The following is a 20058-nucleotide window of genomic DNA, read 5'->3' as shown; positions in this document are numbered from 1 at the left end:
CAGAGCCCCGCATGGGTAGGATAGCAGCATCCTCACGACTTTCACCGTTCTAACCCTGCCAAAAGCCTGGCTAACAGCCTATTTGAGGGACTACCGCACCGTCACCGAGGTGGTGGCGAGGAGGCTGCCCGAGCGGACGTAAAGCCAAGCGGTGCCCGTGGCGGTGGGGCTTGCGTTGAAGGTCGCGGCTCCGCCGCTAACGTCCAGGGTTCCGATGGCGCTCGGCTCGAAGGAGATGGGGTCCAGGAGGAGCCAGCCCGTGACGGTCGGCGAACTCACCTGCTGGCCGTTTGTATCGAGGGCGCTCGGCACGCTGAAAGCGAGAGGCTGTCCCGGGGACACGTGCTGCGGCCCCGCCGGCAAGAGGGTCAAGACCGACAGCACCTGGAAGGATTGTGCTGAAACCGACGGGAAACCATCGTCGTAGACGGTCAAGGGGCCGCTCTGCGCGCCGAGGGGCACGGGGGCCTCCAGGAGCTGACTCGTTTTGTAGGTCGCGGCGCTTTCGGCCGGTCCCAGGACCAGGCGATAGTAACCGCTCGGGCTGAACTGACCCGCCACGCTCACCTTCACCCCGGGCCCGCCGTTGGTCGGAGAGAAGCTCGAGATCGTCGAGGCGCCCGTCGCCGCCATATCCAGGGTGACGATGGTGCGCTGGTTGGCGTACAGGGTCACGCCCGTCGCCTGGGCCAGGGCGATCGGGATGCTGGTCGAAGCCTGGCCCGCGCGGAAGGCCTCGGCCCGGACGCTCAGGCCCGTGCCGGCATCCACCTGGAAGCTCCGGGTGGCCGTCTGGGTCCCCTGGGCATCGGGCCGCTTCAAGGCGGTGGTGTGGAGGGTCTGAGAGCCCTTCTTGACGGATACCCAGATGGTGTCGGCGCTGATCGGAATGACCTGGGTCTCGCGGCGGGGCCACTGGAGCCCCACCTGCAGGGTCGCGCGAGCGGGCTCGGCGACCCCGGTACGCTCGGCGGGGGTGCCGAGAGGCCCCTGCGCGCGGCAGGCCACGAGCAAGAGGCTCAGAGGGATTCCAAAGGCGAGAAGACGTTTCATGGCATGCCCCTTCAACGGATGATGACCTCGAGCTCGCTGGTCGGACGGACCTCGACCGCCACGTCCTGGTAGACGTTGACGTCGTCAAGGGCCGCGCAGCGCACCCAGTACGTTCCGGGCTGGGTCGAAGCCTTGGTCTCGATCCGACCGGTGGGGCTCACGACGAGCTGCCCACCGGAGCGATCGCTCCAGACCACGCCCGAGGGGAAGTCATCGGTGCGCATGGCCTGGCCCGAGAGCTGCCTCCAGCTCGGGTAGCCGAGCCCGAGCGCCTCGTCCTGGGCGGGCGGGTAGAGGGCGATCGCGATGTTCGAGACGCTCACCGACTTGATGCCCACCTTGGCCGAGGCGGTCGGCTTGGGGGAGGGGGTCCGAGTGACCGGCTCCGGGGTGGCGGATCGGGTGGCGGGTGGGGTTTCATCTCCGACCGAGCCGCCGACGTTCTTGTCCGCGGTCTCGGTGGGCTTCGGCCCCACCGTTCCGATGATGTCCTCGTCCTCGGGCCCGGGGCAGCCCACCAGCAACAGGAGAGCGCAAAGCCCCAGCCCCCCGAGATACCCTGCCCGGCTCCTCATGATCGTTCCCTTCATGGTCCTCACCGCAGCCTGCGCACGCGGAGGTTCGTGCTGTCGTTGACGTAGAGCGTGCCCCCGAAATCGGCGAGAGTGAGGCTGGTTGGATTGGAGAGCTGGGCCGAGGCGGCCTGGCCGTTATCCCCCGAGAAGCCCTGGGTCGTCCCCGCCACGAGCGAGATGTCCCCCGCGAGATCCACCTTGCGGATACGGTGAGCGCCGTACTCGGAAATGTAGAGGGTGCCGGAGGCGTCCATGGCGAGCCCGTACGGGTTCGTGAGCTTCGCCGTGAGCGCCGGACCTCCGTCGCCACCGGCCCCAGCCCCGGCCACGGTGGTGATGACGCCCTCGCTCACCTTGCGGACCTTGTGGCTGCCGTAGTCCGCGACGTAGACGCTCCCGCTCGCATCCAGCACCAGCCCCATGGGGCCGTTGATCCTGGCCGAGGTGGCGGAAACGCCCTCGGCGAGTGAGACTCCCCCGCCCGCGATGGTGGTGACGGTGCCCAAGGGGTCGATCTTCACGACGGTGCCGGAGCTGCCGGGGAGGGCGCTTCCCCTGGCGACGTAAAGGTTGCCCGCAGCATCGAAGGCGAGGCCCCGGGGATACGCCATGCCCGGCGCGTAGGTCGAGATGAGGCCCGTCGCGCGCGCGATCTTGCGAATGCTGGCCCCCTTGACGTCACCGACGTAGAGGTTGTCCGAGGCGTCGAAAACAAGCCCCGAGGGCTGTAGGCTTGCGGCGGTAGCTTGCCCCCCATCGCCGCTGCTCGAAACCGCTCCCGTCCCGGCGTAGGTCGAGATGACGCCCGTCACCCGATCGATCTTGCGGATGCGATAGTTGTTCTGATCCGCAAGATAGAGGTTGCCCGCCGAATCCACGGCGACGCCCCCGTTGACCCCCGGGTCGACCTGGGCCGCCTCGGCAAGACCGTTATCCCCGGAGTAGCTGACCAGACCGGTGCCCCAGACCGTCGAGATGGTGCCCCCCTCGATCCGGCGGATGCGATGGTTCAAGGAATCCGCGACATAGAGGCGGCCGGCGCCATCCACGACGACACCGTACGGCACGTTGAGCTGGGCCGAGGTCGCCACGCCGCCATCCCCCCCGTAGCCGGCGACACCGGTCCCTGCGACCGTCGTGACGTTGCGCGAGGCATCGATCTTGCGCACGCGGTGGTCGCCCTGATCGCCGACGTACAGATTCCCCGCGGCGTCCTTCGCGAGGCTGACACAATCCTTGAAGCGGGCGCTGGCCCCGGGGCCGTCCACGTAAGCGCTTTCGTCGCCCGCCCCCGCCCCGGCGAGGTTCTCGATGGTGTTGCCCGAGAGCCCGATGCGCCAGACGCGATAGGAATCCGCCACGTACAGGTTGTCACCGTCGAGCAGCAAGCCGCGGGTGCTGCTGAAACGCGCATCCTTTGCGACCCCGGCCCCATCCGAATAGCCGAAGACCGTACGGTTGCCGGCGATGGTGCTAATCATCTTCGAGGAGGCCGCGACCTTGCGGATCACATGGCCGGTGAATTCCGAAATGTACAGGTTGCCCGCAGCGTCCACCGCAAGTCCCTGCGGCTGGTCGAGACGGGCCGCGACGGCAAGACCGCCGTCACCGTCCGGGGCGCTGTAGCTCGTGCTGGAAACCCCCACGACCGTCGAGATGACGCCCGAGGTATCCACCATGCGGACGCAATTGTACGCGCTGTCCGCGAAATAGAGGTTGCCCGAGGCGTCCACCGCGAGCGCGTAGACCTTGTCGCTGAACTTGGCCCCGGTTGCCGGCCCACCATCGCCGTCGTGGGCGTTGGTGGCGCCCATCCCCGCCACGTGGGTGATGACGCCCGCGGCATCGATCTTGAAGATCCGGCCGCTCCCCGCGACGTAGGTGTTGCCGGCGCCATCGCGGACCATCGCCGCGGGGGCCTTGAAGCCCCAGTTGCTCGCCTGTCGGTTCGCAGGCGGAAGGGGCCATCCGGCAATGGTCTGGATGGTGGAAGCTCCGGCGAGGGAAGGCATGGCGACCGTGAAGGCTGCGGTGGAAGCCGTCTGGCCCGCGACCGTCACGGCGATGGGGCCGGTGGTCGCGCCAAGCGGCACCGTGAAGCGAAGGCTGGTCGCGCTCGCCTGGGTCAGAGTCGCCGCGACGCCGTTCACCTTCACCGAGTTGCTTGCAAGCGTGGTGGAGAAGCCCGTGCCCGAGAGGGTCACCGACGTGCCCGCAACGCCGCCCGCAGGGCTGAAGTCCGAGATCACCACCGGGACGATGAACGTGATCTCGCTGGTGGTCTGACTCCCGAGCACGTTGATGCTCACCGGCCCGCTCACCGCCCCCGAGGGCACCGTCACCGTGAGGCTCGTCGCGGTGGCGGCCGTGACGCTCGCGGTCGCCCCGCCGCTAAAGACCACCACGTTGTTGGCGAGATCCGACGGGTCGAAGCCCGAGCCCGTGAGGGTGAGCGTCGTGCCGGAAGCACCCGACGGCGCGCTGAACGTCTCGACCTCCACCGCCACCGACAACACGGGTCCCAGGATGATGAGGCCGCCCACCTGGACCGTGATCTGGCCCGAGGTGGCCCCCTCGGGAATCTGAATCGTGAGGCTGGTCATGGTGGCCGACAGCACCGTCACGGGCGTCCCGTTGATGGTGACCACGTTGTTCGCGGGCGTCGTGCTGAAGCCCGAGCCCGTCAGGGTGAGCGTCCCGCCCACCTGCGCCACCGCCACGCTCGCGGTGCTCACCTGAGGAGATTCGGGGGAGGCGAGTTCGAAGCCGTTGGTGCCCGTGTCGAGGGTGATGGCCCCCACCGGATCCCGATCGTCCGCGAGCTTCGAAGTGACCAACGACGTCAGGGCGGTCACCTCGGCAAGGGAGAGGTTCGTCACCGGGGTGTAGACGCCGCCTGCGATCTTGCCGATCAGGGCGTCGAAGTCCACTTTCGAGGCCGTGCCCTTGCGCAGGCCCGCCCCGATCGCCACCGCCGTGGTCAGCGAGGTGATGTTGATGCCCTGGTTTGGCGTCGTGTTGGTCAGCGACACCCAGCCGTTCAGGAACTTGACGATGGTCCGCACCCGCGCCACGGCGTGGCCCGGCCTGTTCTCGTGCAGGCCCTTCACCGCCTCCAGGTAGTAGGTGCTCTTGGGATCGGGGCGATAGTTCTTGGGCAGGGTCAGGGTGAAGACGCCGTGGTCATCGGTCACGCCCGTCGCCTCGGTCCGATTGCTGCCCGTGTTGATCAAGGACACGGTCGCAGCCACCGCCACGTCGTCCTTGATGGTCGCCTGTACCCGCCGCGGGATGAGCACCCGACCGCTCAGCGGGGGGGCTTCCTGCACCCGCGCCCCGCCGGCATCCGAAGCGGCGCCGAAGTAGGCGCCGGGGCTCGTCGCGAAGAGCGACGGCATGCGACAGCCCACCAGCGTCAAGCTCAACAGCACGGCAACCAATATCTTGCGCATCGTCCTCAATCCTCTCGCTCGACCGGGCGGCATGCGAGCCGGCGATCAACCCCCGATTGTGGAGCGAGGGCGCCGCGTTGGCACTTTCAGACGATGACAAACGAAGGCCTATTGCCCCAAAGCAAAGCCCCGGGAAGCTTGCGCTTCCCGGGGCGAGAGGAGATGGACCCTGGATTACTTGACCACCAGGTTCACCAGGCGGCCCGGCACCACGATCTCCTTGACGATCGTCTTGCCGTCGAGCTGCTCGGGGATGCCCTCGACCACCTTGGCCTGGCTCAGGATGGCGGCCTGGTCCGCGTCAGCGGCGACCACCACCTTGCCCTTGATCTTGCCGTTGATCTGGATGGCGAGCTCCACCTCGGCCTCGACCGTCATGGCCTCGTCGTAGGCGGGGAAGGGCGCGTAAGCCAGGGTCTCGGCGTGGCCCAGGCGGCTCCAGAGCTCCTCGGCCAGGTGGGGCGCGAAGGGCGCGACCATCAGGACCAGGGACTCCACGATGCTCTTGGGCAGGGTCTCGGCCTTGTAGGCCTCGTTGACCAGGATCATCAGGGCGCTGATGGCCGTGTTGAAGCGCAGGCCCTCGATGTCGGCGCCCACCTTCTTGATGGTCTTGTGCAGCGTGCGGTTGAGCTCCATGGCTTCGGTCGCCGGCACGTCCTTGATGGCGGGGTTGAGGCCGTCCTCGGCCACGACCAGGCGGTAGAGGCGCGCCAGGAAGCGGAAGGAGCCTTCCACGTTCTGGGTGTTCCAGGGCTTGGCGGCCTCGAGCGGCCCCATGAACATCTCGTACAGGCGCAGGGTGTCGGCGCCGTACTCATTGACCACGTCGTCGGGGTTGACGACGTTGCCGCGCGACTTGGACATCTTCTCGTTGTTCTCGCCCAGGATCATGCCCTGGTTGAAGAGCTTCTTGAAGGGCTCCTTGGTCGAGACGACGCCCAGGTCGTACAGGACCTTGTGCCAGAAGCGCGCGTACAGGAGGTGCAGCACCGCGTGCTCGGCGCCACCGATGTAGAGGTCCACCGGGCCCCAGTACTGCTCTGCCTCCTTGGAGACGGGCGCATCCGGGTTCTTGGGGTCCATGAACCGCAGGTAGTACCAGCAGGAGCCGGCCCACTGGGGCATGGTGTTGGTCTCGCGGCGCACCTCGGCACCCGAGGGCAGGGTGATGTTCACCCAGTCCTTGATGTTCGCCAAGGGGCTCTCGCCGGTGCCGCTGGGCTTGATCTCGTCGGTCTCGGGCAGGACCAAAGGCAGCATGGCCTCGTCGAGGGGCTGGATGGAGCCGTCGATGTGGTGGACCACCGGGATGGGCTCGCCCCAGTAGCGCTGACGGCTGAAGAGCCAGTCGCGCAGGCGGTAGTTGATCTTCTTGGTGCCGACGCCCTTCTCTTCGAGCCAGGCGTTCATCTTGGCCTTGGCCTCTTCGAGGCCGAGCCCATCGAGGAAGCCCGAGTTGACGTGGGGGCCGTCGCCCGCGTAGGCGGCCTCTTCAAGGTTGCCGCCCTGGATCACCTCGCGGATGGAAAGACCCATGGCCTTGGCGAACTCGTAGTCGCGCTGGTCGTGGCCAGGCACCGCCATGATGGCGCCGGTGCCATAGGTCGCAAGCACGTAGTCCGCGATCCAGACCGGGACTTCTTCGCCGTTGACCGGGTTGACGGCATAGGCGCCGGTGAAGACGCCGGTCTTCTCCTTGGCGAGATCCGTGCGGTCCAGGTCGCTCTTGCGCGCGGCCTGCTCTTTGTAGGCCTGCACTGCGTCGAACTGAGCGGCCGTCGCGATCTGATCGACCAAGGGGTGCTCGGGGGCGAGCACGCAGTAGGTCGCGCCGAAGAGGGTGTCGGGACGGCTGGTGAAGACAGTGAAAGCGTGGGCGGTGCCCTTCACCTTGAAGTCGATCTCAGCGCCCTCGGAGCGGCCGATCCAGTGGCGCTGCATCTCGAGGACGCTCTCGGGCCAGTCGAGCTCGGCCAGGTCCTCGATCAGGCGGTCGGCGTAGGCCGTGATCTTGAGCATCCACTGGCGCATGGGCTTGCGGATGACCGGGTGGCCGCCGCGCTCGCTCTTGCCGTCGATGACCTCTTCGTTGGCCAGGACCGTGCCGAGGGCGGGGCACCAGTTGACGGGCACCTCGGCCACGTAGGCGAGGCCCTTCTTGTAGAGCTGGAGGAAGATCCACTGGGTCCAGCGGTAGTAGTCCTCATCGGTGGTGCTGAGCTCGCGGTCCCAGTCGTAGGAGAAGCCGAGGCTCTTGATCTGGCGCTTGAAGTTCGCGATGTTGCGCTTGGTGATCTCGCGGGGGTGCTCGCCGGTGTCGAGGGCGTGCTGCTCGGCGGGCAGGCCGAAGGCATCCCAGCCCATGGGGTGCAGGACGTTGAAGCCCTTCATGCGCTTGTAGCGCGACACGATGTCGGTGGCCGTGTAGCCTTCGGGGTGGCCCACGTGGAGGCCCGAGCCCGAGGGGTAGGGGAACATGTCGAGGACGTAGTACTTGGGCTTGGACGTGTCCAGGGTGGCCTTGAAGGTCTTGTGGGCATCCCAGTAGGCCTGCCACTTGGGTTCGATGACGGACGGTTCGTACTTCGACATGGGCTCCTCAACTCGTGCTAGGAACTGGCACAAACGGCCAGGCGATTGGGTCATGATACCAAAGCCCCGGCCATTGCGGGAAACCGGCTTTGCTTGCTAAACTGACTTGATAGAACCACGCTCATAGACGGAGGTACGGACATGGATCGGTTCAACCGCTGGCAGAACATCTCCCCGGCGCTCCTGCGCACCCTTGAGGACCTGCGCGCCGAGTTCCAGCAGGCGCTGGGCCCCACCGCGATCCCCGCCGGCAACTGGTCTCCCGCCGTGGACGTGTTCGAGACCGAGACCGAGTGGGTGTTCTTGGTCGAGCTTGCGGGCCTCAAGCAGGAGGACATCCGAATCCACCTCGACGGCGACGAGCTGACGCTCGCGGGCGATCGCCCCTACATGGAGCCCGAAGGCGCCAAGGCCCACCGCATCGAGCGCACCTACGGCTCCTTCCAGCGGACCTTCCGCCTGCCGCCCAACACCAACCACGAGCGGATCAAGGCGAACCTCAAGGAGGGCATCCTGAGCCTGCGCCTGCCCAAGGTCGAGGCCGCGCGCTCCCGCGCGATCCAGATCAGCCAAGAGGAGTAGAACGGCGCAGCCTGAGCACCGCCCGGGTCCCCTCGCCGAGGACGCTTGCGATCGCAAGCGCGCCGCCCATCTCCTCGGCGAGCCGCTTGGAAAGCGTCAGGCCGATCCCGGTCCCGCCGTAGGCGCGGGTGCTGGTCGAATCCCCCTGGTAGAAGCGCTCGAAGACGTGCGGGAGCACGTCCGGCGCGATGCCGACGCCGGTATCCTGTACCGTGATCTCCACGGCGTCCGCGGCGCACTGCGCCTCTATCCCCACGCTGCCGCCGCTCCCGGTGAACTTGGCGGCGTTGTCGAGCAGCTCGCCCAGCACCTGGTGGATGCGGGCGGGATCCCCCCAGGCGAGCGGTAGCTCGGGTGGCAGCGACAGCGAGAGGGCGAGGTCCTTGCGCGCGAACAGCGGCGCGAACTCGGCATACGTCTCGTGCAGGAGCTCGGCGACGTCGACGGGCTGGGAGCGGACGCTCAACTCACCTGCCTCCATGCGGGTGTAGTCGAGCAGGTTCCGCACGATCCGCGTCAGGCGCGAGGCCCCTTCGAGCATCTTGTCCACGGCCTCGCGCTGCACGTCGCTCAACTCACCGAGCAGGCCCTCGCTCAAGGTCGAGCCGTAGCCGGTCACGAAGTTGATGGGGGTCAACAGCTCGTGACTGACCACCGAGAGAAAGTCGCTCTTGAGCTTATCGAGCGATCGCAACTCCGCGACGGTGGCCTCGAGCGCGCGCTTGGTCTCCTCCAAGGCGGCGGTGCGTGAGGCGACCTTACGCTCGAGGCTCGCATTGGCCTCGCGCAGGTCGCGGGCGAGTCCCTCCAGCGATCGCACCATCCAGGCCAGCGCATCGTACAGCCCCCGGATCTCGGCGATGCCGGCCACCTCGCGGCTAGGCGGCGGCAGCTTGAAGGTGCCCTTTGCGATCTGCTCGGCCCCCTGTTCAAGCTCGGCCAGCGGGCGCGCGAGGATCCGCGCGAGCCGCACGCCGACCCAGAGTCCGAGCAGCAACGCGAGGACCCCCGCCCCTGCCAAGAGCGCCAGCATCGTGTTTCGGCGGTGGGCGATGGCGGACCGCGCCGTGACAAGCTGCTCGCGGTTGTAGGCCACCAGGGCGCTCGCCGAGCGCGAGAAGCGTTCGTAGGCTACCAGGGACTCGGTGGCGTTCAGCCGATAGGCCGCCGCGACCTGGCCCTTGGCGAGGCGCTCGCGGATCTGCCGATCAATCGTGATGAAGGTCTTGTACGCCTGGTCGATATCGGCGAGGTAGCGGCGCTCGACGGGGGTGTCCGCGACGGCCTCGGCGCTTTGGTAATAGCCCTCGAACTCCTGGCTCGCCCGATCGAATTCGGCCATGGCGCGCGCACCCTGAGCCGGGGCCTCGACCTCGAGGAAGTAGACGTACTCCAGGGCCTCCAGGTTACGCGCCAGCGACAGCAGCTCCTCGCCCGCAACGATGGCGGGTAGGGTCTTGTCGAACGCTCGGTCGGAGGCACGGGCCGAGAGGGTGCTCGTGGCGATCGCAAGCGTCAGGAGCGCCGCGAGGATGGCGAGCACCGGGCTGTAGCCGAGGAGGATGCGGGACTGTACGCGCATGGCGCCTCCGAATCACCGGGCACGCCCTATTGTGCCTTAGCGGCACAGGCCTTGAAAGCGCCGGTCGCCCGCCACTCGCTCAGCGCCTGCGGCTAGCTTGGCGACAAATCCTCGGCCTCGTTCAGCAGCGGATCGTCGGTGCGCTCCAGGATCTCCGGCTGGTGATCCTGGCCGATCTCGCGCATGCGCTTGTTGTGGACGACCTTCTCGACCCGGTCGATCCCGTCCTTGTTGAGGATGAGCCGCAGGCGATGGTAGACCGGATCCGCCGCTCGACCGTCCGGCCCGATGGCGGAGACCCTGAAGACCACGTTGAGGTGATAGACCTTGGGGGCGAGGACGACCTCGAAGCGGCCGGTGCGCGGGTTGAAGCGCGAGACCTCGACGTTGGGGTCCGACAACCGGCGCAAGAGGTTGGCCACCGAGTAGCGCAGGATGTGCTTGACGTGCATCCGTCGTGCGTGGGTCGCGTGGATCCGCCGGGCCTCGAGGGTCATGTCGTGCCGGTACGAGAGGACCTCCTCTTCGCGGGCCTCGTCCAGGTCGATGGTGTGGGTGAACTCCCGCACGCGCCGGATGTCGGCAGCAAGCCGACGCTTGCGCTCGTAGCGGACCGTCTGACGGCACGACCCGATGCGCTGGCGCGTCATGGGGTCGGTGATCGTCATGCGCTGGTCCGGCAACAGGCGCTGGACCTGGGTGGCCACGTACTCCTTGAAGAAGTCCTTGATGCGGTCCTTGAGGATATAGACCGTGACCACGATCAAGATAAGTAGCGTGGTCGAGATCCCGTGCAATTGCACGTTGATGTTGCGATCGCCGAGGGTGCTCCAGAAGGCGGCAAGGCCTGCCCCCAAGGCCGCCACCAGCCCCCGGAAGCGGCGCACCTCGCGCACGGTCCGCACGTCCAAGAAGAGCACCTGCGCCAGGTGCTTCTTGAGGGCACCGGTCCGGTAGGTGTAACGCTCGAAGGACTGGGGATCCGAGTTGGTCAGGCAGATGAAGCCTTCCTCTTGCCGGTACAGGGCTTCGTAGGCGCCGAGCCAGCGCAAGCGCTCCTCGAGCTCGGCGGCCGCCTCGCCGAGCGAGGCGAAGACCTGGTGGAGCTTGCCGAGGTTCTCGTCGAAGCGATAGGTCAGGTACTCGTCTACCACCCGCAGGGTGTCGAGGAGCTCGGGCGGAAGGCTCGCCTGATTGTCGGTGTAGGCGCGGCGCAGGCTCCGAAAGCGCATCAAGAGGGCATGCTCGGCCTCGAGCCGCAGCCGCAGATCGGCGATCGCCTCGGCGAAGCCCGGAGTCGGCCGGGCGAAGCGCGACAGGGTCTTGACGAGGGTTCGGGCCTGCTTGCGCAGCTCGCGCCAGTTGGCGATCAGGATGCAGCCCAAAAGCTTGGCCTCGTGGATGGTCGAGGTCTCGAGCTCAGGGTCGGGGGTGGGCAGCTCCACCAGCTGCTTGAGGTTGAAGCTCAGGACGTTGAGGGGCGAGAGGGCGTTGAGGGGATCGGCCAGGGCCTCGCTGCTGAGGTCGGGCGTCTTGAAGCGCAGGTAGCTCAGGACGTCGTCGAAGAAGTCGTCCTTGCCGTAGGAGAGGGCGGAAACCCCCAGGCTGGGCGGCAGGAAGAAGTAGGCGTCCACGCGGAAGCGCACCCGGCCGTCCGGACGCACCAGGACCGGCGAGGCGTCGTAGGTGAAGGCAATCTCGAAGTGCTGCCGGTCGTGCAAGTCGATATGACTCTCGCACAGCCGATCAGGCTGGAGCGCTTCTTGTCCCATGGTGGCCGCCCCCTCGCGGCAAGGACCCGACGGTGGGTTCTTCCCTCTATACCCGATTCTCGCCGGATCCCCTCCTTCCTCGATGGTCAGATCTGGGGAGGGTTTTTGGCGCCCCGGGAGAACGGCTAACGCTTCCTTGAATGCTACGATCCCGGGGCCCCAGTCGAGGAGGTGCCGCATGCTCGAAATCCTCATCCAACTCGCCCTCACCTTCGTCATGATCGTGCTCTACGCCGTGGTCTTCTGCCTGGTGTACGCGCGGGTGATGGGGGGGATGTTCAACCGCGCCAAATTCGACCCAAGCCGCGAGACCAACAATGACGTGCGCTTCAAGGACGTGCTCGGCATCGACGAAGCCAAGCGCGAGGCCCAGGAGGTCGTCGACTTCCTCAAGAACGCCCAGACCTTCGAGCGGATCGGCGCCAAGATTCCCAAGGGGATCCTCCTGGTCGGGCCGCCCGGTACCGGCAAGACCCTTCTGGCCAAGGCCATCGCCAACGAGGCCGGAGTCCCATTCTACTCTCTTTCGGGTGCGGACTTCGTCGAGGTCTTCGTGGGGGTGGGCGCAAGCCGGATCCGCTCCCTCTACAAGAAGGCCCGCAAGCACCCTGCGGCCATCGTGTTCATCGACGAGATCGACGCGTTGGGGCGCTCGCGCAGCAGCAACCAGTTCGGCGGCCAAGAGGGCAACAACACCCTCAACCAGTTCCTGGTCGAGCTGGACGGTTTCGGCCGCGACAGCAACGTGATCACCATCGGGGCGACCAACTACGAGGAGTCGCTCGATACGGCCCTTCTCAGGCCCGGACGCTTCGACCGCAAGATCCACGTGGGACTGCCCGACCTCAAGGGGCGCGAGGCGCTCCTGGCCCACTACTCCCGCAAGGTGCAGCTCGACCGCAGCGTGGATTTGCGGGCGCTGGCGCGGGCCGCCACCAACATGAGCGGGGCGGATCTGGCTTCGGTGGTCAACGAGGCCTCGATCCTCGCGGTGCGCGAGCGACGCTCGCAGGTACGCCACGAGGACTTCTCGAAGGCCATGGAGCGCCTGGGGATCGGGCTCGAGAACGCCTCGCACCCGCTCAATCCTCACGAGCGCCGGGTGGTCGCTTACCACGAGGCGGGCCATGCGGTGGTCAGCCTGCGCACCCAGCCGCACAAGCGCCTGCACAAGGCCTCAATCATCCCCACCGGCCGCCACGCCCTGGGCTACACCTGGTCGGTGGAGCGCGAGGACCGGCACCTGATCACCCGCGAAGAGTACTGCTCGGAGCTCGCCGTCCTCATGGGCGGCCGCGTCGCCGAAGAGATGGTCTTCGGTGAGGTGACGAGCGGCGCCCACTCGGACCTCAAGCGCGCCACCAAGATCGCCGAGCTCCTGGTCTGGGAGCTGGGGATGCTCGGGGGATCCCCCATCAACTACAAGGAGCTGACCTGCTCCGAGGCCACCCGCGAGCGGCTGGATCTGGCCGTCGAGCAGGTCTTGCGCGAGGCCTACGAGCAAGCCCGCGAGGTGCTCATCGAGCGGCGCGAGGACCTGGAGCGACTCGCTCAGGGGCTCTTGGACCACGAAGTGCTCTACGAGCCCGACATCCACGCCGTCCTGCGCGGGACCAAACCCAAGCGCAACGCCTCGGACGGCGATCGCAACGAGTGGGTCGCATGAACGACGCCGCCCCGCTCTTCGGAGCGGGGCGGCTGACGGCTAAGCAGGCGGGTAGAGATCCGACGGCGGGTTCTCGGGCCTGACGGTGGCGCCCGGCAAGGGTGCCAGGGGCTTCATATCGGTCTTGCCGCGGCTGTCCAGGTAAATCTGAATGAAAGCGGCCGAGCGGTATCCCCGGATGAGCGGCACCAGGGCCTCCCCGGTGCCGACGATCTCGGTTCCTCGGTAGAGGTCCAGCCTCACGACCGCATCCCCCTGGGGTAGATCCTCGAGCGAGAACGCCTCGGCTTCCCCCAGGTCCCTATCCGGCACAGGCAGGCGTACGTTGCCGTCGCTGGATGACAGGGCGACAGGCACCTGGATCGGCGCCTCGCCGTCGATCGTGACGCTGATCGTCGCGCCGGTGATCTCGCTCCTCACCACCTGGACCGTCCTCGGCAGACGCACGCGCAGCGAGAGCGAGGCCTTCGGGGCCTCGGCGATCTGGCCCGCGGGGGTACCGGCCCCCGCCGCGGGGAACGACGCGCACCCCGCTATCAAGAGCGCGGCCACGGCGCCGCAGGCGCCCAGGAGGGCGAAAGTCTTGTTCGTGACGCTCATGCTCAAAGCCCCTTCCGGATCATGCGGGTCACCAGGATAGGCTGCGAGCCGCTCGCCTCGTGGACGTCCTCGCGCAGCAGGCCCTCGGTGGGCGAGTACCAGCGGTCGAAGCGATAGGTGACGTCCTGCGTGCTCCCGTTGCGATTGGTGACGTAGACGTTCTCCCACTGGAAGCGCTTCACCGTTCCGGCCCAGCCGTTCCAGGGCGCCTCCGCCCCGACGATGGTCGCATGCGCGGGCAGGGTCGTGAGGGCGCCCCAGCCGAACGAGAAGCGCCACCACTCACTCGCCTCGGGCCAGGGCTCAAGGCCGAGCTTGCGATAGAGCCAGCCGTCGGCATGGCGGAACGAAATCGATTCGGTCGCTCCGCTGGCATCCACCAGATCGAAGTCGATGCTCTCGGCGCCCGAAGGCAGCTGGTAGGCCGCGAACTCCGGCAGGTCGCGAACGTCCATACGGCGAACGGGCAGCGCGGACCCGAAGTCGAGATCCAGCGCGCTCGCGCCCACATTCAGTTCGAGCGTGACGGTCTCCGAGCCACCGGGCATGATCGCCGCACTGGTGTATTGCCGGTCGAAGACCTGCCCCTTGTATAAGGCGATGGCCGTCACGTCCACGTACCCGGCAGGAACCTGGGCGAACTCGATCACCTGGCCGAGCCTGACCGTTCGTTCTTGGCGACGCACGGCGGGATCCTGCGCGTCCGGGCTCTCCACCGTCACCAGGACCTCCACCTCTTCCAACGGGAAGTCCGTCAGTTGCTGCGCCTTGTAGGCGAGCGCCGCGTTGCCGAGTCGGACCGTCAGGCCGCCGGTCTGTGCCTGCACCGCACTCATGCCGCCGCCAGTGCTCGGGGAGAGCACACCGGAAAGCCCCTGGCATCCGACCAAGGAAACCGAGAGGGCGGCGAGTAGCAGGTGGCGCAGGCGCATCTTGGACCTCATCATCATTCGTTCCTCCCCTCGCGACTAGACCCCGGGGACGGGCGTCATCGAGGGCCACGGGGTGGGCCAGACGGTCCCTGCCGAGGGCGCCACGGGCGAGTTCATCAGCCCGTATTCCCTCACTTCCCGTTCGATCCGATCCCCGAACCGTGCGAGGTAGGTTTCGCGCATGTACACGACGCCGACGTTGCGCCGGATCGTGACCTCGCGAATCGCGCCGGGTCTCGGGTACTTCTGACCGCCGCGCGTGAAGTGAGGCACCGTGTAGGTGTAGGTGACCGTGTCGTTGTCAGGGCCGAAGCCCTGCTGATAAACCCGGGTCTGCGGGTTCAGGAAGCACATGAAGTCGAACTCCGGGTGATTGGCCAGATCCGCGACCTGCGCCACCTGGGGGCCCTCAAGGATCTCCGCGCCGCCCTCCCAGGATCCGCCAGGGTTCGAGATGCGAACCGTCACCTCTCGCTGCTGCCAGTACGAAGGCCCCTGCACGCGATAGGTCCAGTAGCTTCCCGACTCCACGGCGGGATCCATGTAGTGGTCATCCACCCAGAGGGGGCCATTGCGCCCGCTCGCCTTGGCGGGGGCCACCGCGTCCGCGGTGAGTGTCACGTCTGCGGCCAGCGCGCCCGGCTTGAACGTGACGGGCTTCAGCTCGGTGGCGGCGCCGTCCACATCGACCCCGATGAAGAGACGGGCCGCGCTGGGATCCCGGAAGTAGCTCCAGAGCCTCGAGAGCAGCGGAATGCCCGACTCCGAGGATTGCCCCGGATAGTAAGGGAAGGTGGCGGGGATGGTCACCCGGATCTCGGAGTCGCTCACCACCTCGACCCGATTGGCAGGGAAGTAAACGCGCTCAACCTCGACCATGGGGCCGCCGCTGGGCGACGGATGGGGAGAACCGCCCATCCGCCAGTCGCTCTCGATCTGGAAAAAGACCTGCTTGCTCCAGGCTTCCCGGTCCTTCGCGAAGTTCGAGCCCGTCAGGGTGATCACGTCGCCGACCCCGAGCGAGTCGCTGGAGATGCTCGTCAGGTGGGATGCGTTCGCCGCGTTGAGCACGATGTTGAGCCCCACGTGGGAGTGCACGCCGGCGATCACGTCGATAACGCGCGCATCGGAGCCGATCACCGCGTCATCTTCGTAGAGGATCGCCGACAGGCGGACATCCGCCTGCTGTGGGATGTCCCACTCGTAAGTCGTCGGCCCGTAGCTGGTCAGCGGGTTATCGCCCCGGTCGATGACGACGTCCGGGAAGGCGGCATCGCTCGCATCCATGACCGGCAGCTCGTGCTCGGGCGAGGCGGCGCTGCCCGCCTTGGTCAGGCGAATGACCATCTTGGTGGCGCGGAAGGGGATCGCCTGGGTCTTGCGGGGCCAGGCGACGCTGATCGCAAGCTTCCCCATCTCATGCTTGATGGCCTGCTCGGCCGCAGACCGGTTGCCCGCGCCGCCGTTCAGGGAAGGCGGCATCGCGCAGGCGGCGATCGCGAGGGTGGTGGCGATCGCGATCGCCGAAGCCCAGGAGCGCGTACTCATCTTGATCACCTACCGTACCTCCACGCTCACGTGGCCCAGCTTGTCGCCGTTGAAGAAGCCGGGCGTCAAGCGATAGCGCGTCCGTTTCGACTCATCGGGATCGTCGTTCACCACGAGGAGCGGGAAATCCGCGATGCGGCTGAAGTCGAAGCCACCATTCGGGTGCTTGTTCCAGGTGTGGTCGAGGGTCGCCAATAGCGTGTTCGTCTGGCGTCCCGAGGTGTCCACGATCTGGGCGTGCAGGGTCATGACGGTCGGCCCTTGCTCGAAATCACCCACCAGCTTCAGCTGCTGCTGGGAATCCGCGACCTCGAAGTGCACCTTGTTGGTGGCGAGCTTGCGCTTGCCTTGCTCGAAGGCGTAGGTCGGCGAAAAGCTCATGGCGACGGGGAAGGTCACCCGTGCACCGGCATTGTCCTTCAGGCGCGCCGCCACGTTGAGGTCGATCGTGGATGCCGAGCGAACCGCCATCGACATGGTCGACTGCAGTGACGGGTAGTGGCTGACGATCGAGACCCGCCCCGGCAGCGCAGGCAGGTGGGTGCTGAGGTCGGTCAGGCGCGAGAAGATGGGGTCGCGCAGCAAGTCCCACAGCAGATCCACCGGACCGCCGAGCTCCGTGTTGAGGGCAACCGGGACCGAGGCGCTGCTCCTGAAAGAATCCGCCTCGAAGCGGTAGGAATAAGCGCGGGCCGCATCCCCATTGGGTGTCAGGTCGAAGTCGAGGCTGAAGGCGCCCATGGTCCCGAAGACGGGTGTCTTCGGCCCGAACAGATCGATGATCCGCGTGACGAAGGGGCCATCATTGCTACCGCGAAGGAAGCGCGTGCCCCAAGGCGTATCCGTCCACTGGCCGGCGTCCATCCTGGCGCGCAAGGCGAAGGTGCTCTGGTCGGAATACTGCCCACCGAAGGAATCGGGCGCCCCGTTCACGTCAAGCTGCCAGCGCTGAGGGTCGGGCCTGCTCAGCTGCCAGTCCCCCTTGAAGTTCGCCCAGGCATCCGGGCTGGTATAGCCCTGCCAGTAGAGCGCCAGGAGCGATCGACCCAGGAGATCGACCCCCCAGGAGCCTTCGAACTCGGGCTCCACGCCGACCTCCCAGAGCCTTTCCGGGCCTGCGGGGGGCACCCCCTCGGACGGCATCGGGAAGCCACCCTCATCCTCGGGCGGGGGGGAATACGGCCGCAGCAGATCGCCGAGGGTCCTCCGGCCCAACACGCGATCGAAGGCGCCCTTGATGGCCTCGCCTTCCGACGTCCGCTCGTAGTTGGCGAAGTCGTGGAAGCGCTCCATGTAGCCTTCCAGGTTCTTGACCAGCGCCAGCTGGTTCGCGTACACGACCTGGAGCGCGCCGGTGTCCGTCAGCGTGATCGACACCCCGAGCGCCACGTTGTCCAGCAGGCGGATATTCGCCTGGCGGCCTTCGGCCAGGCGCGTGTTGCCCGGGCCGTAGGCGACCGCCTCGAGCGTGACCGAGCCGAGCGCCGGATCCAGATCGAAGGTGAGGGTGGTGGGGGTGTTCAACTGACCGGCAGCCGGGCGCTGTGCCGTCTTCTCGTGGACCTTGGCGCCGTTCGGGCCCAGGATGGTCACCACGATCTTCTCGGTGGCGTTCGGGATGGCCTGGGTCGCGAGACCCTGCCGCTCGGGCCAGCGGATGCGAAGGATCAGGCTGCTTGTGTGGTGGGCGGGCGCGATCGCCGACGCTTCGGGCCCTTGGGCTGTCGAAGTGGATGGAGGCCCGATGCGGCTCGGCGCGACCGCCGTACAACCGACCAGGCCCAGGGCGAGCAGGATCTCCCAGCGAAGGATTCGCTTCGTTCTCACGTCTTCTTTCCTCCGCTACTGAATCTCGGCGCCGATCTGGCTCTTGCGCTCGACATCGATCTGAACCTTGGTCGACACCGTGGCGCTGTCCGTGGAGGCGAGCCCGAAGATCTCGTACAGACCGACCGGCGCGCCCGACAAGACGCGCAGCTGGCGATTGGCCGCATCGACCCGCACGTGGGCGGAAGGCGAGGCGTACCAAGCCACCAAGCCGAAGTCGGTAGAGGTCGTCTTGTTGTTCATCTCGAGGCTGAGGCCAAGTGATGCGGTCGAGGCGCCGATGAGCGTCGCGCCCGGGGGCAGGGGCCCTTCGGGCGGCACGACCAGCTTCAGCGGTTGCGGCACCGTGAGCGAGATCTTCTTGACCCGCACGGGGGTGCTCAGAACGCTGATGGGGCCGACCTGGAAGGTACGGTCGCCGTGCGTCGCCTTCAGGGTGATCTCGCCGGGCCTCGCGCCCGAGGAGACGACGAGCAGGCTGCCCACGATCCTGACGCCCGCCTTCTCTTGGACGAGCGACCAGGTCGGCTCGAAGGCGGTGTCGTCCGTGAGCTTGGCGTTCGCCTTGAGCAGCAGCGCGGTCGGGAAGGCGATGGGGTCGCTGACGTCTTCGCCTGCGACCTTGAAGGGGATGTAGACCTTGGTCGGGAAGTTCGGTGCCGGCTCGAAGACCTTGACGGCCGTCGGGGCCTTGACCGGGACCTGGTTGAAGCTCGAGGGCGGCGTCGGGGTGGGGGTCGCCGTGGGCGCCGCGGGCTCTTGCTCGCCGCCCTTGCGGGTGTTGACCGTGGGGTCGAAGCTGGTCTGCGCCGCAGAGAGCGCATCGGCCGCGTCGCGCAGGCCCTTGAGCGCATCGGTCGTCTGCTGGACGAACGAGATCTGCTTGAGCGCCTGCTGCACCTGCTCGAACTTGGTGGTGTCGGTGTTGAGCAGGACCGAGACGAGGGCCTCGGGCCTGGCCGCCAGCACGGTCTTGGTCGCCGCGACCGCCTCGGCGACCTTGGCGACGTCGACGGTCTTGAGGTTGTCGCCCTGAGCCTTGGCCACCGTCTCGGCGACCAGGGTCGAGGCCAGGTCCAGCTTGAGCTGGGACTTCTGCTCCTCGGGCTTGTCCACCTGGTCCTTTTCGACCTTGGTGATGGCCTTGAACTGCTTGTCCTGACCCGTGGCGTCCTTGAACTTGGCGACGATGGTGTAGACCTTGTTGACGTCCAGCTTGAGGCGGACGAAGCCCTGCTCGTCCGTACTCCCGATAACCGGATCGCCGCCTGCCGCGGGATAGGCGATGACCTCGGCGCCTGCCACCGGCACCTCGGCGTAAAAGTTCTCGTCGGCCTGGATGCCGTAGCCGGCCTGGGTCCGGTATCCCACGGCCTGCTGAAGCCCTGCCGCCTGTTGCAATCCCGCGGCCTGCTGCAAGCCTGCTGCCTGTTGCAGCCCTGCGGCCTGCTGGAGGCCCGCCGCCTGCTGCAACGAGGGCGCGGTCACGCGGATGGGCGCAACCGTCGCGAGGGGCGCCACGGTCACGAGGTTGTTGCCCGTCGGCGGCGGAGTCTGCGTGATGCCGGGCTTATCGTCCCAGCCCGCCCCCATAGGACAGCCGGCAAGCGACAAGCTCAGCGCGCCGAGCACAACGGCCCGACGGGCGCTTGTGCGTGTGGGGGGCAGGTTCTTCGGTTCGGACATGTAGGCTCTCCACGGCATGGACACCGCTCAATCGATGTGATCGAAACAAGCAAGGGCCATCATGAAATTACCCGGGTTATGTCGCTTTTATTACAAGAACGCCCCGCCGTCACTCTATCCCAAAGCAAAGACGCCCCCCGCTTGGGGGGCGTCTTTGCGGCCGTGGACATCACGCCCAGGGGGGTGGT

General features: G+C 67.0%; 13 protein-coding genes. 2 read left to right on the top strand and 11 right to left on the bottom strand.

The features are described from left to right. Positions 1 to 90: 90 nt before the first annotated feature. The 4 genes from J7643_14370 to J7643_14355 all read right to left on the bottom strand — a co-directional run bounded on the left by J7643_14370 (position 91) and on the right by J7643_14355 (position 7675). Positions 91 to 1053 carry a hypothetical protein gene (locus tag J7643_14370; GenBank protein ID MBO9541771.1) on the bottom strand — a complete coding sequence of 321 codons (963 nt, stop codon included), beginning with the start codon at positions 1051 to 1053 and terminating at the stop codon, positions 91 to 93. An 11-nt stretch (positions 1054 to 1064) separates the two neighbouring features. Then, positions 1065 to 1628, bottom strand: a complete 564-nt coding sequence (locus J7643_14365) for a hypothetical protein (GenBank protein MBO9541770.1) — start codon at positions 1626 to 1628, stop codon at positions 1065 to 1067. 20 nt (positions 1629 to 1648) lie between these two features. After that, a complete protein-coding gene (locus tag J7643_14360; protein MBO9541769.1) occupies positions 1649 to 5080 on the bottom strand; it encodes an IPT/TIG domain-containing protein in 3432 nt (1143 codons plus the stop codon). Between the two features lie 174 nt (positions 5081 to 5254). Then, a complete protein-coding gene (locus J7643_14355; GenBank protein MBO9541768.1) occupies positions 5255 to 7675 on the bottom strand; it encodes a leucine--tRNA ligase in 2421 nt (806 codons plus the stop codon). A 141-nt stretch (positions 7676 to 7816) separates the two neighbouring features. Between J7643_14355 and J7643_14350 the strand changes: the two genes are divergently transcribed. Next, positions 7817 to 8257, top strand: coding sequence for an Hsp20/alpha crystallin family protein (locus tag J7643_14350; GenBank protein ID MBO9541767.1), 441 nt, complete (start codon positions 7817 to 7819; stop codon positions 8255 to 8257). Here J7643_14350 and J7643_14345 read toward each other — a convergent pair. Beyond that, complete coding sequence (locus tag J7643_14345; protein ID MBO9541766.1) at positions 8241 to 9839, bottom strand: MCP four helix bundle domain-containing protein; 1599 nt, start codon at positions 9837 to 9839, stop codon at positions 8241 to 8243. The two genes, J7643_14350 and J7643_14345, sit on opposite strands and share 17 nt — an antisense overlap. 92 nt (positions 9840 to 9931) lie before the next feature. Next, positions 9932 to 11611 carry a hypothetical protein gene (locus tag J7643_14340; protein MBO9541765.1) on the bottom strand — a complete coding sequence of 560 codons (1680 nt, stop codon included), beginning with the start codon at positions 11609 to 11611 and terminating at the stop codon, positions 9932 to 9934. Between the two features lie 178 nt (positions 11612 to 11789). Here J7643_14340 and J7643_14335 point away from each other — a divergent pair, with 178 nt between their 5' ends. Continuing rightward, complete coding sequence (locus tag J7643_14335) at positions 11790 to 13277, top strand: AAA family ATPase (protein ID MBO9541764.1); 1488 nt, start codon at positions 11790 to 11792, stop codon at positions 13275 to 13277. A gap of 39 nt (positions 13278 to 13316) precedes the next feature. Here J7643_14335 and J7643_14330 read toward each other — a convergent pair whose 3' ends face one another. From J7643_14330 to J7643_14310, 5 genes are read right to left on the bottom strand one after another with little or no spacing between them, the layout of a single operon-like run. Further along, positions 13317 to 13877 (bottom strand): hypothetical protein, encoded by a 561-nt coding sequence (locus J7643_14330; protein MBO9541763.1) that lies wholly within the window; start codon positions 13875 to 13877, stop codon positions 13317 to 13319. A gap of 2 nt (positions 13878 to 13879) precedes the next feature. Further along, entirely contained in the window at positions 13880 to 14827 is a 948-nt protein-coding gene (locus J7643_14325; protein ID MBO9541762.1) for a hypothetical protein, read from the bottom strand. A gap of 18 nt (positions 14828 to 14845) precedes the next feature. Then, complete coding sequence (locus tag J7643_14320) at positions 14846 to 16366, bottom strand: hypothetical protein (GenBank protein MBO9541761.1); 1521 nt, start codon at positions 16364 to 16366, stop codon at positions 14846 to 14848. Then, positions 16367 to 18184, bottom strand: a complete 1818-nt coding sequence (locus J7643_14315; GenBank protein MBO9541760.1) for a hypothetical protein — start codon at positions 18182 to 18184, stop codon at positions 16367 to 16369. A 15-nt stretch (positions 18185 to 18199) separates the two neighbouring features. Then, positions 18200 to 19870, bottom strand: a complete 1671-nt coding sequence (locus tag J7643_14310; GenBank protein ID MBO9541759.1) for a hypothetical protein — start codon at positions 19868 to 19870, stop codon at positions 18200 to 18202. Positions 19871 to 20058: the final 188 nt, after the last annotated feature.

The sequence above is a fragment of the bacterium genome (assembly GCA_017744355.1).
In the GTDB taxonomy this organism is placed as follows: Bacteria; Cyanobacteriota; Sericytochromatia; order S15B-MN24; family UBA4093; genus JAGIBK01.
Note: the sequence above shows the minus strand (reverse complement) of the source record. Positions and strands in the feature narration are given on the sequence as shown.

Bases quoted from the DNA above. Each gene is read 5' to 3' on its own strand.
- J7643_14360 (MBO9541769.1), bottom strand. From the start codon at position 5,080: ATGCGCAAGATATTGGTTGCCGTGCTGTTGAGCTTGACGCTGGTGGGC.
- J7643_14350 (MBO9541767.1), top strand. From the start codon at position 7,817: ATGGATCGGTTCAACCGCTGGCAGAACATCTCCCCGGCGCTCCTGCGC.
- J7643_14355 (MBO9541768.1), bottom strand. From the start codon at position 7,675: ATGTCGAAGTACGAACCGTCCGTCATCGAACCCAAGTGGCAGGCCTAC.
- J7643_14325 (MBO9541762.1), bottom strand. From the start codon at position 14,827: ATGATGATGAGGTCCAAGATGCGCCTGCGCCACCTGCTACTCGCCGCC.
- J7643_14345 (MBO9541766.1), bottom strand. From the start codon at position 9,839: ATGCGCGTACAGTCCCGCATCCTCCTCGGCTACAGCCCGGTGCTCGCC.
- J7643_14310 (MBO9541759.1), bottom strand. From the start codon at position 19,870: ATGTCCGAACCGAAGAACCTGCCCCCCACACGCACAAGCGCCCGTCGG.
- J7643_14335 (MBO9541764.1), top strand. From the start codon at position 11,790: ATGCTCGAAATCCTCATCCAACTCGCCCTCACCTTCGTCATGATCGTG.
- J7643_14370 (MBO9541771.1), bottom strand. From the start codon at position 1,053: ATGAAACGTCTTCTCGCCTTTGGAATCCCTCTGAGCCTCTTGCTCGTG.
- J7643_14365 (MBO9541770.1), bottom strand. From the start codon at position 1,628: ATGAGGAGCCGGGCAGGGTATCTCGGGGGGCTGGGGCTTTGCGCTCTC.
- J7643_14330 (MBO9541763.1), bottom strand. From the start codon at position 13,877: ATGAGCGTCACGAACAAGACTTTCGCCCTCCTGGGCGCCTGCGGCGCC.
- J7643_14340 (MBO9541765.1), bottom strand. From the start codon at position 11,611: ATGGGACAAGAAGCGCTCCAGCCTGATCGGCTGTGCGAGAGTCATATC.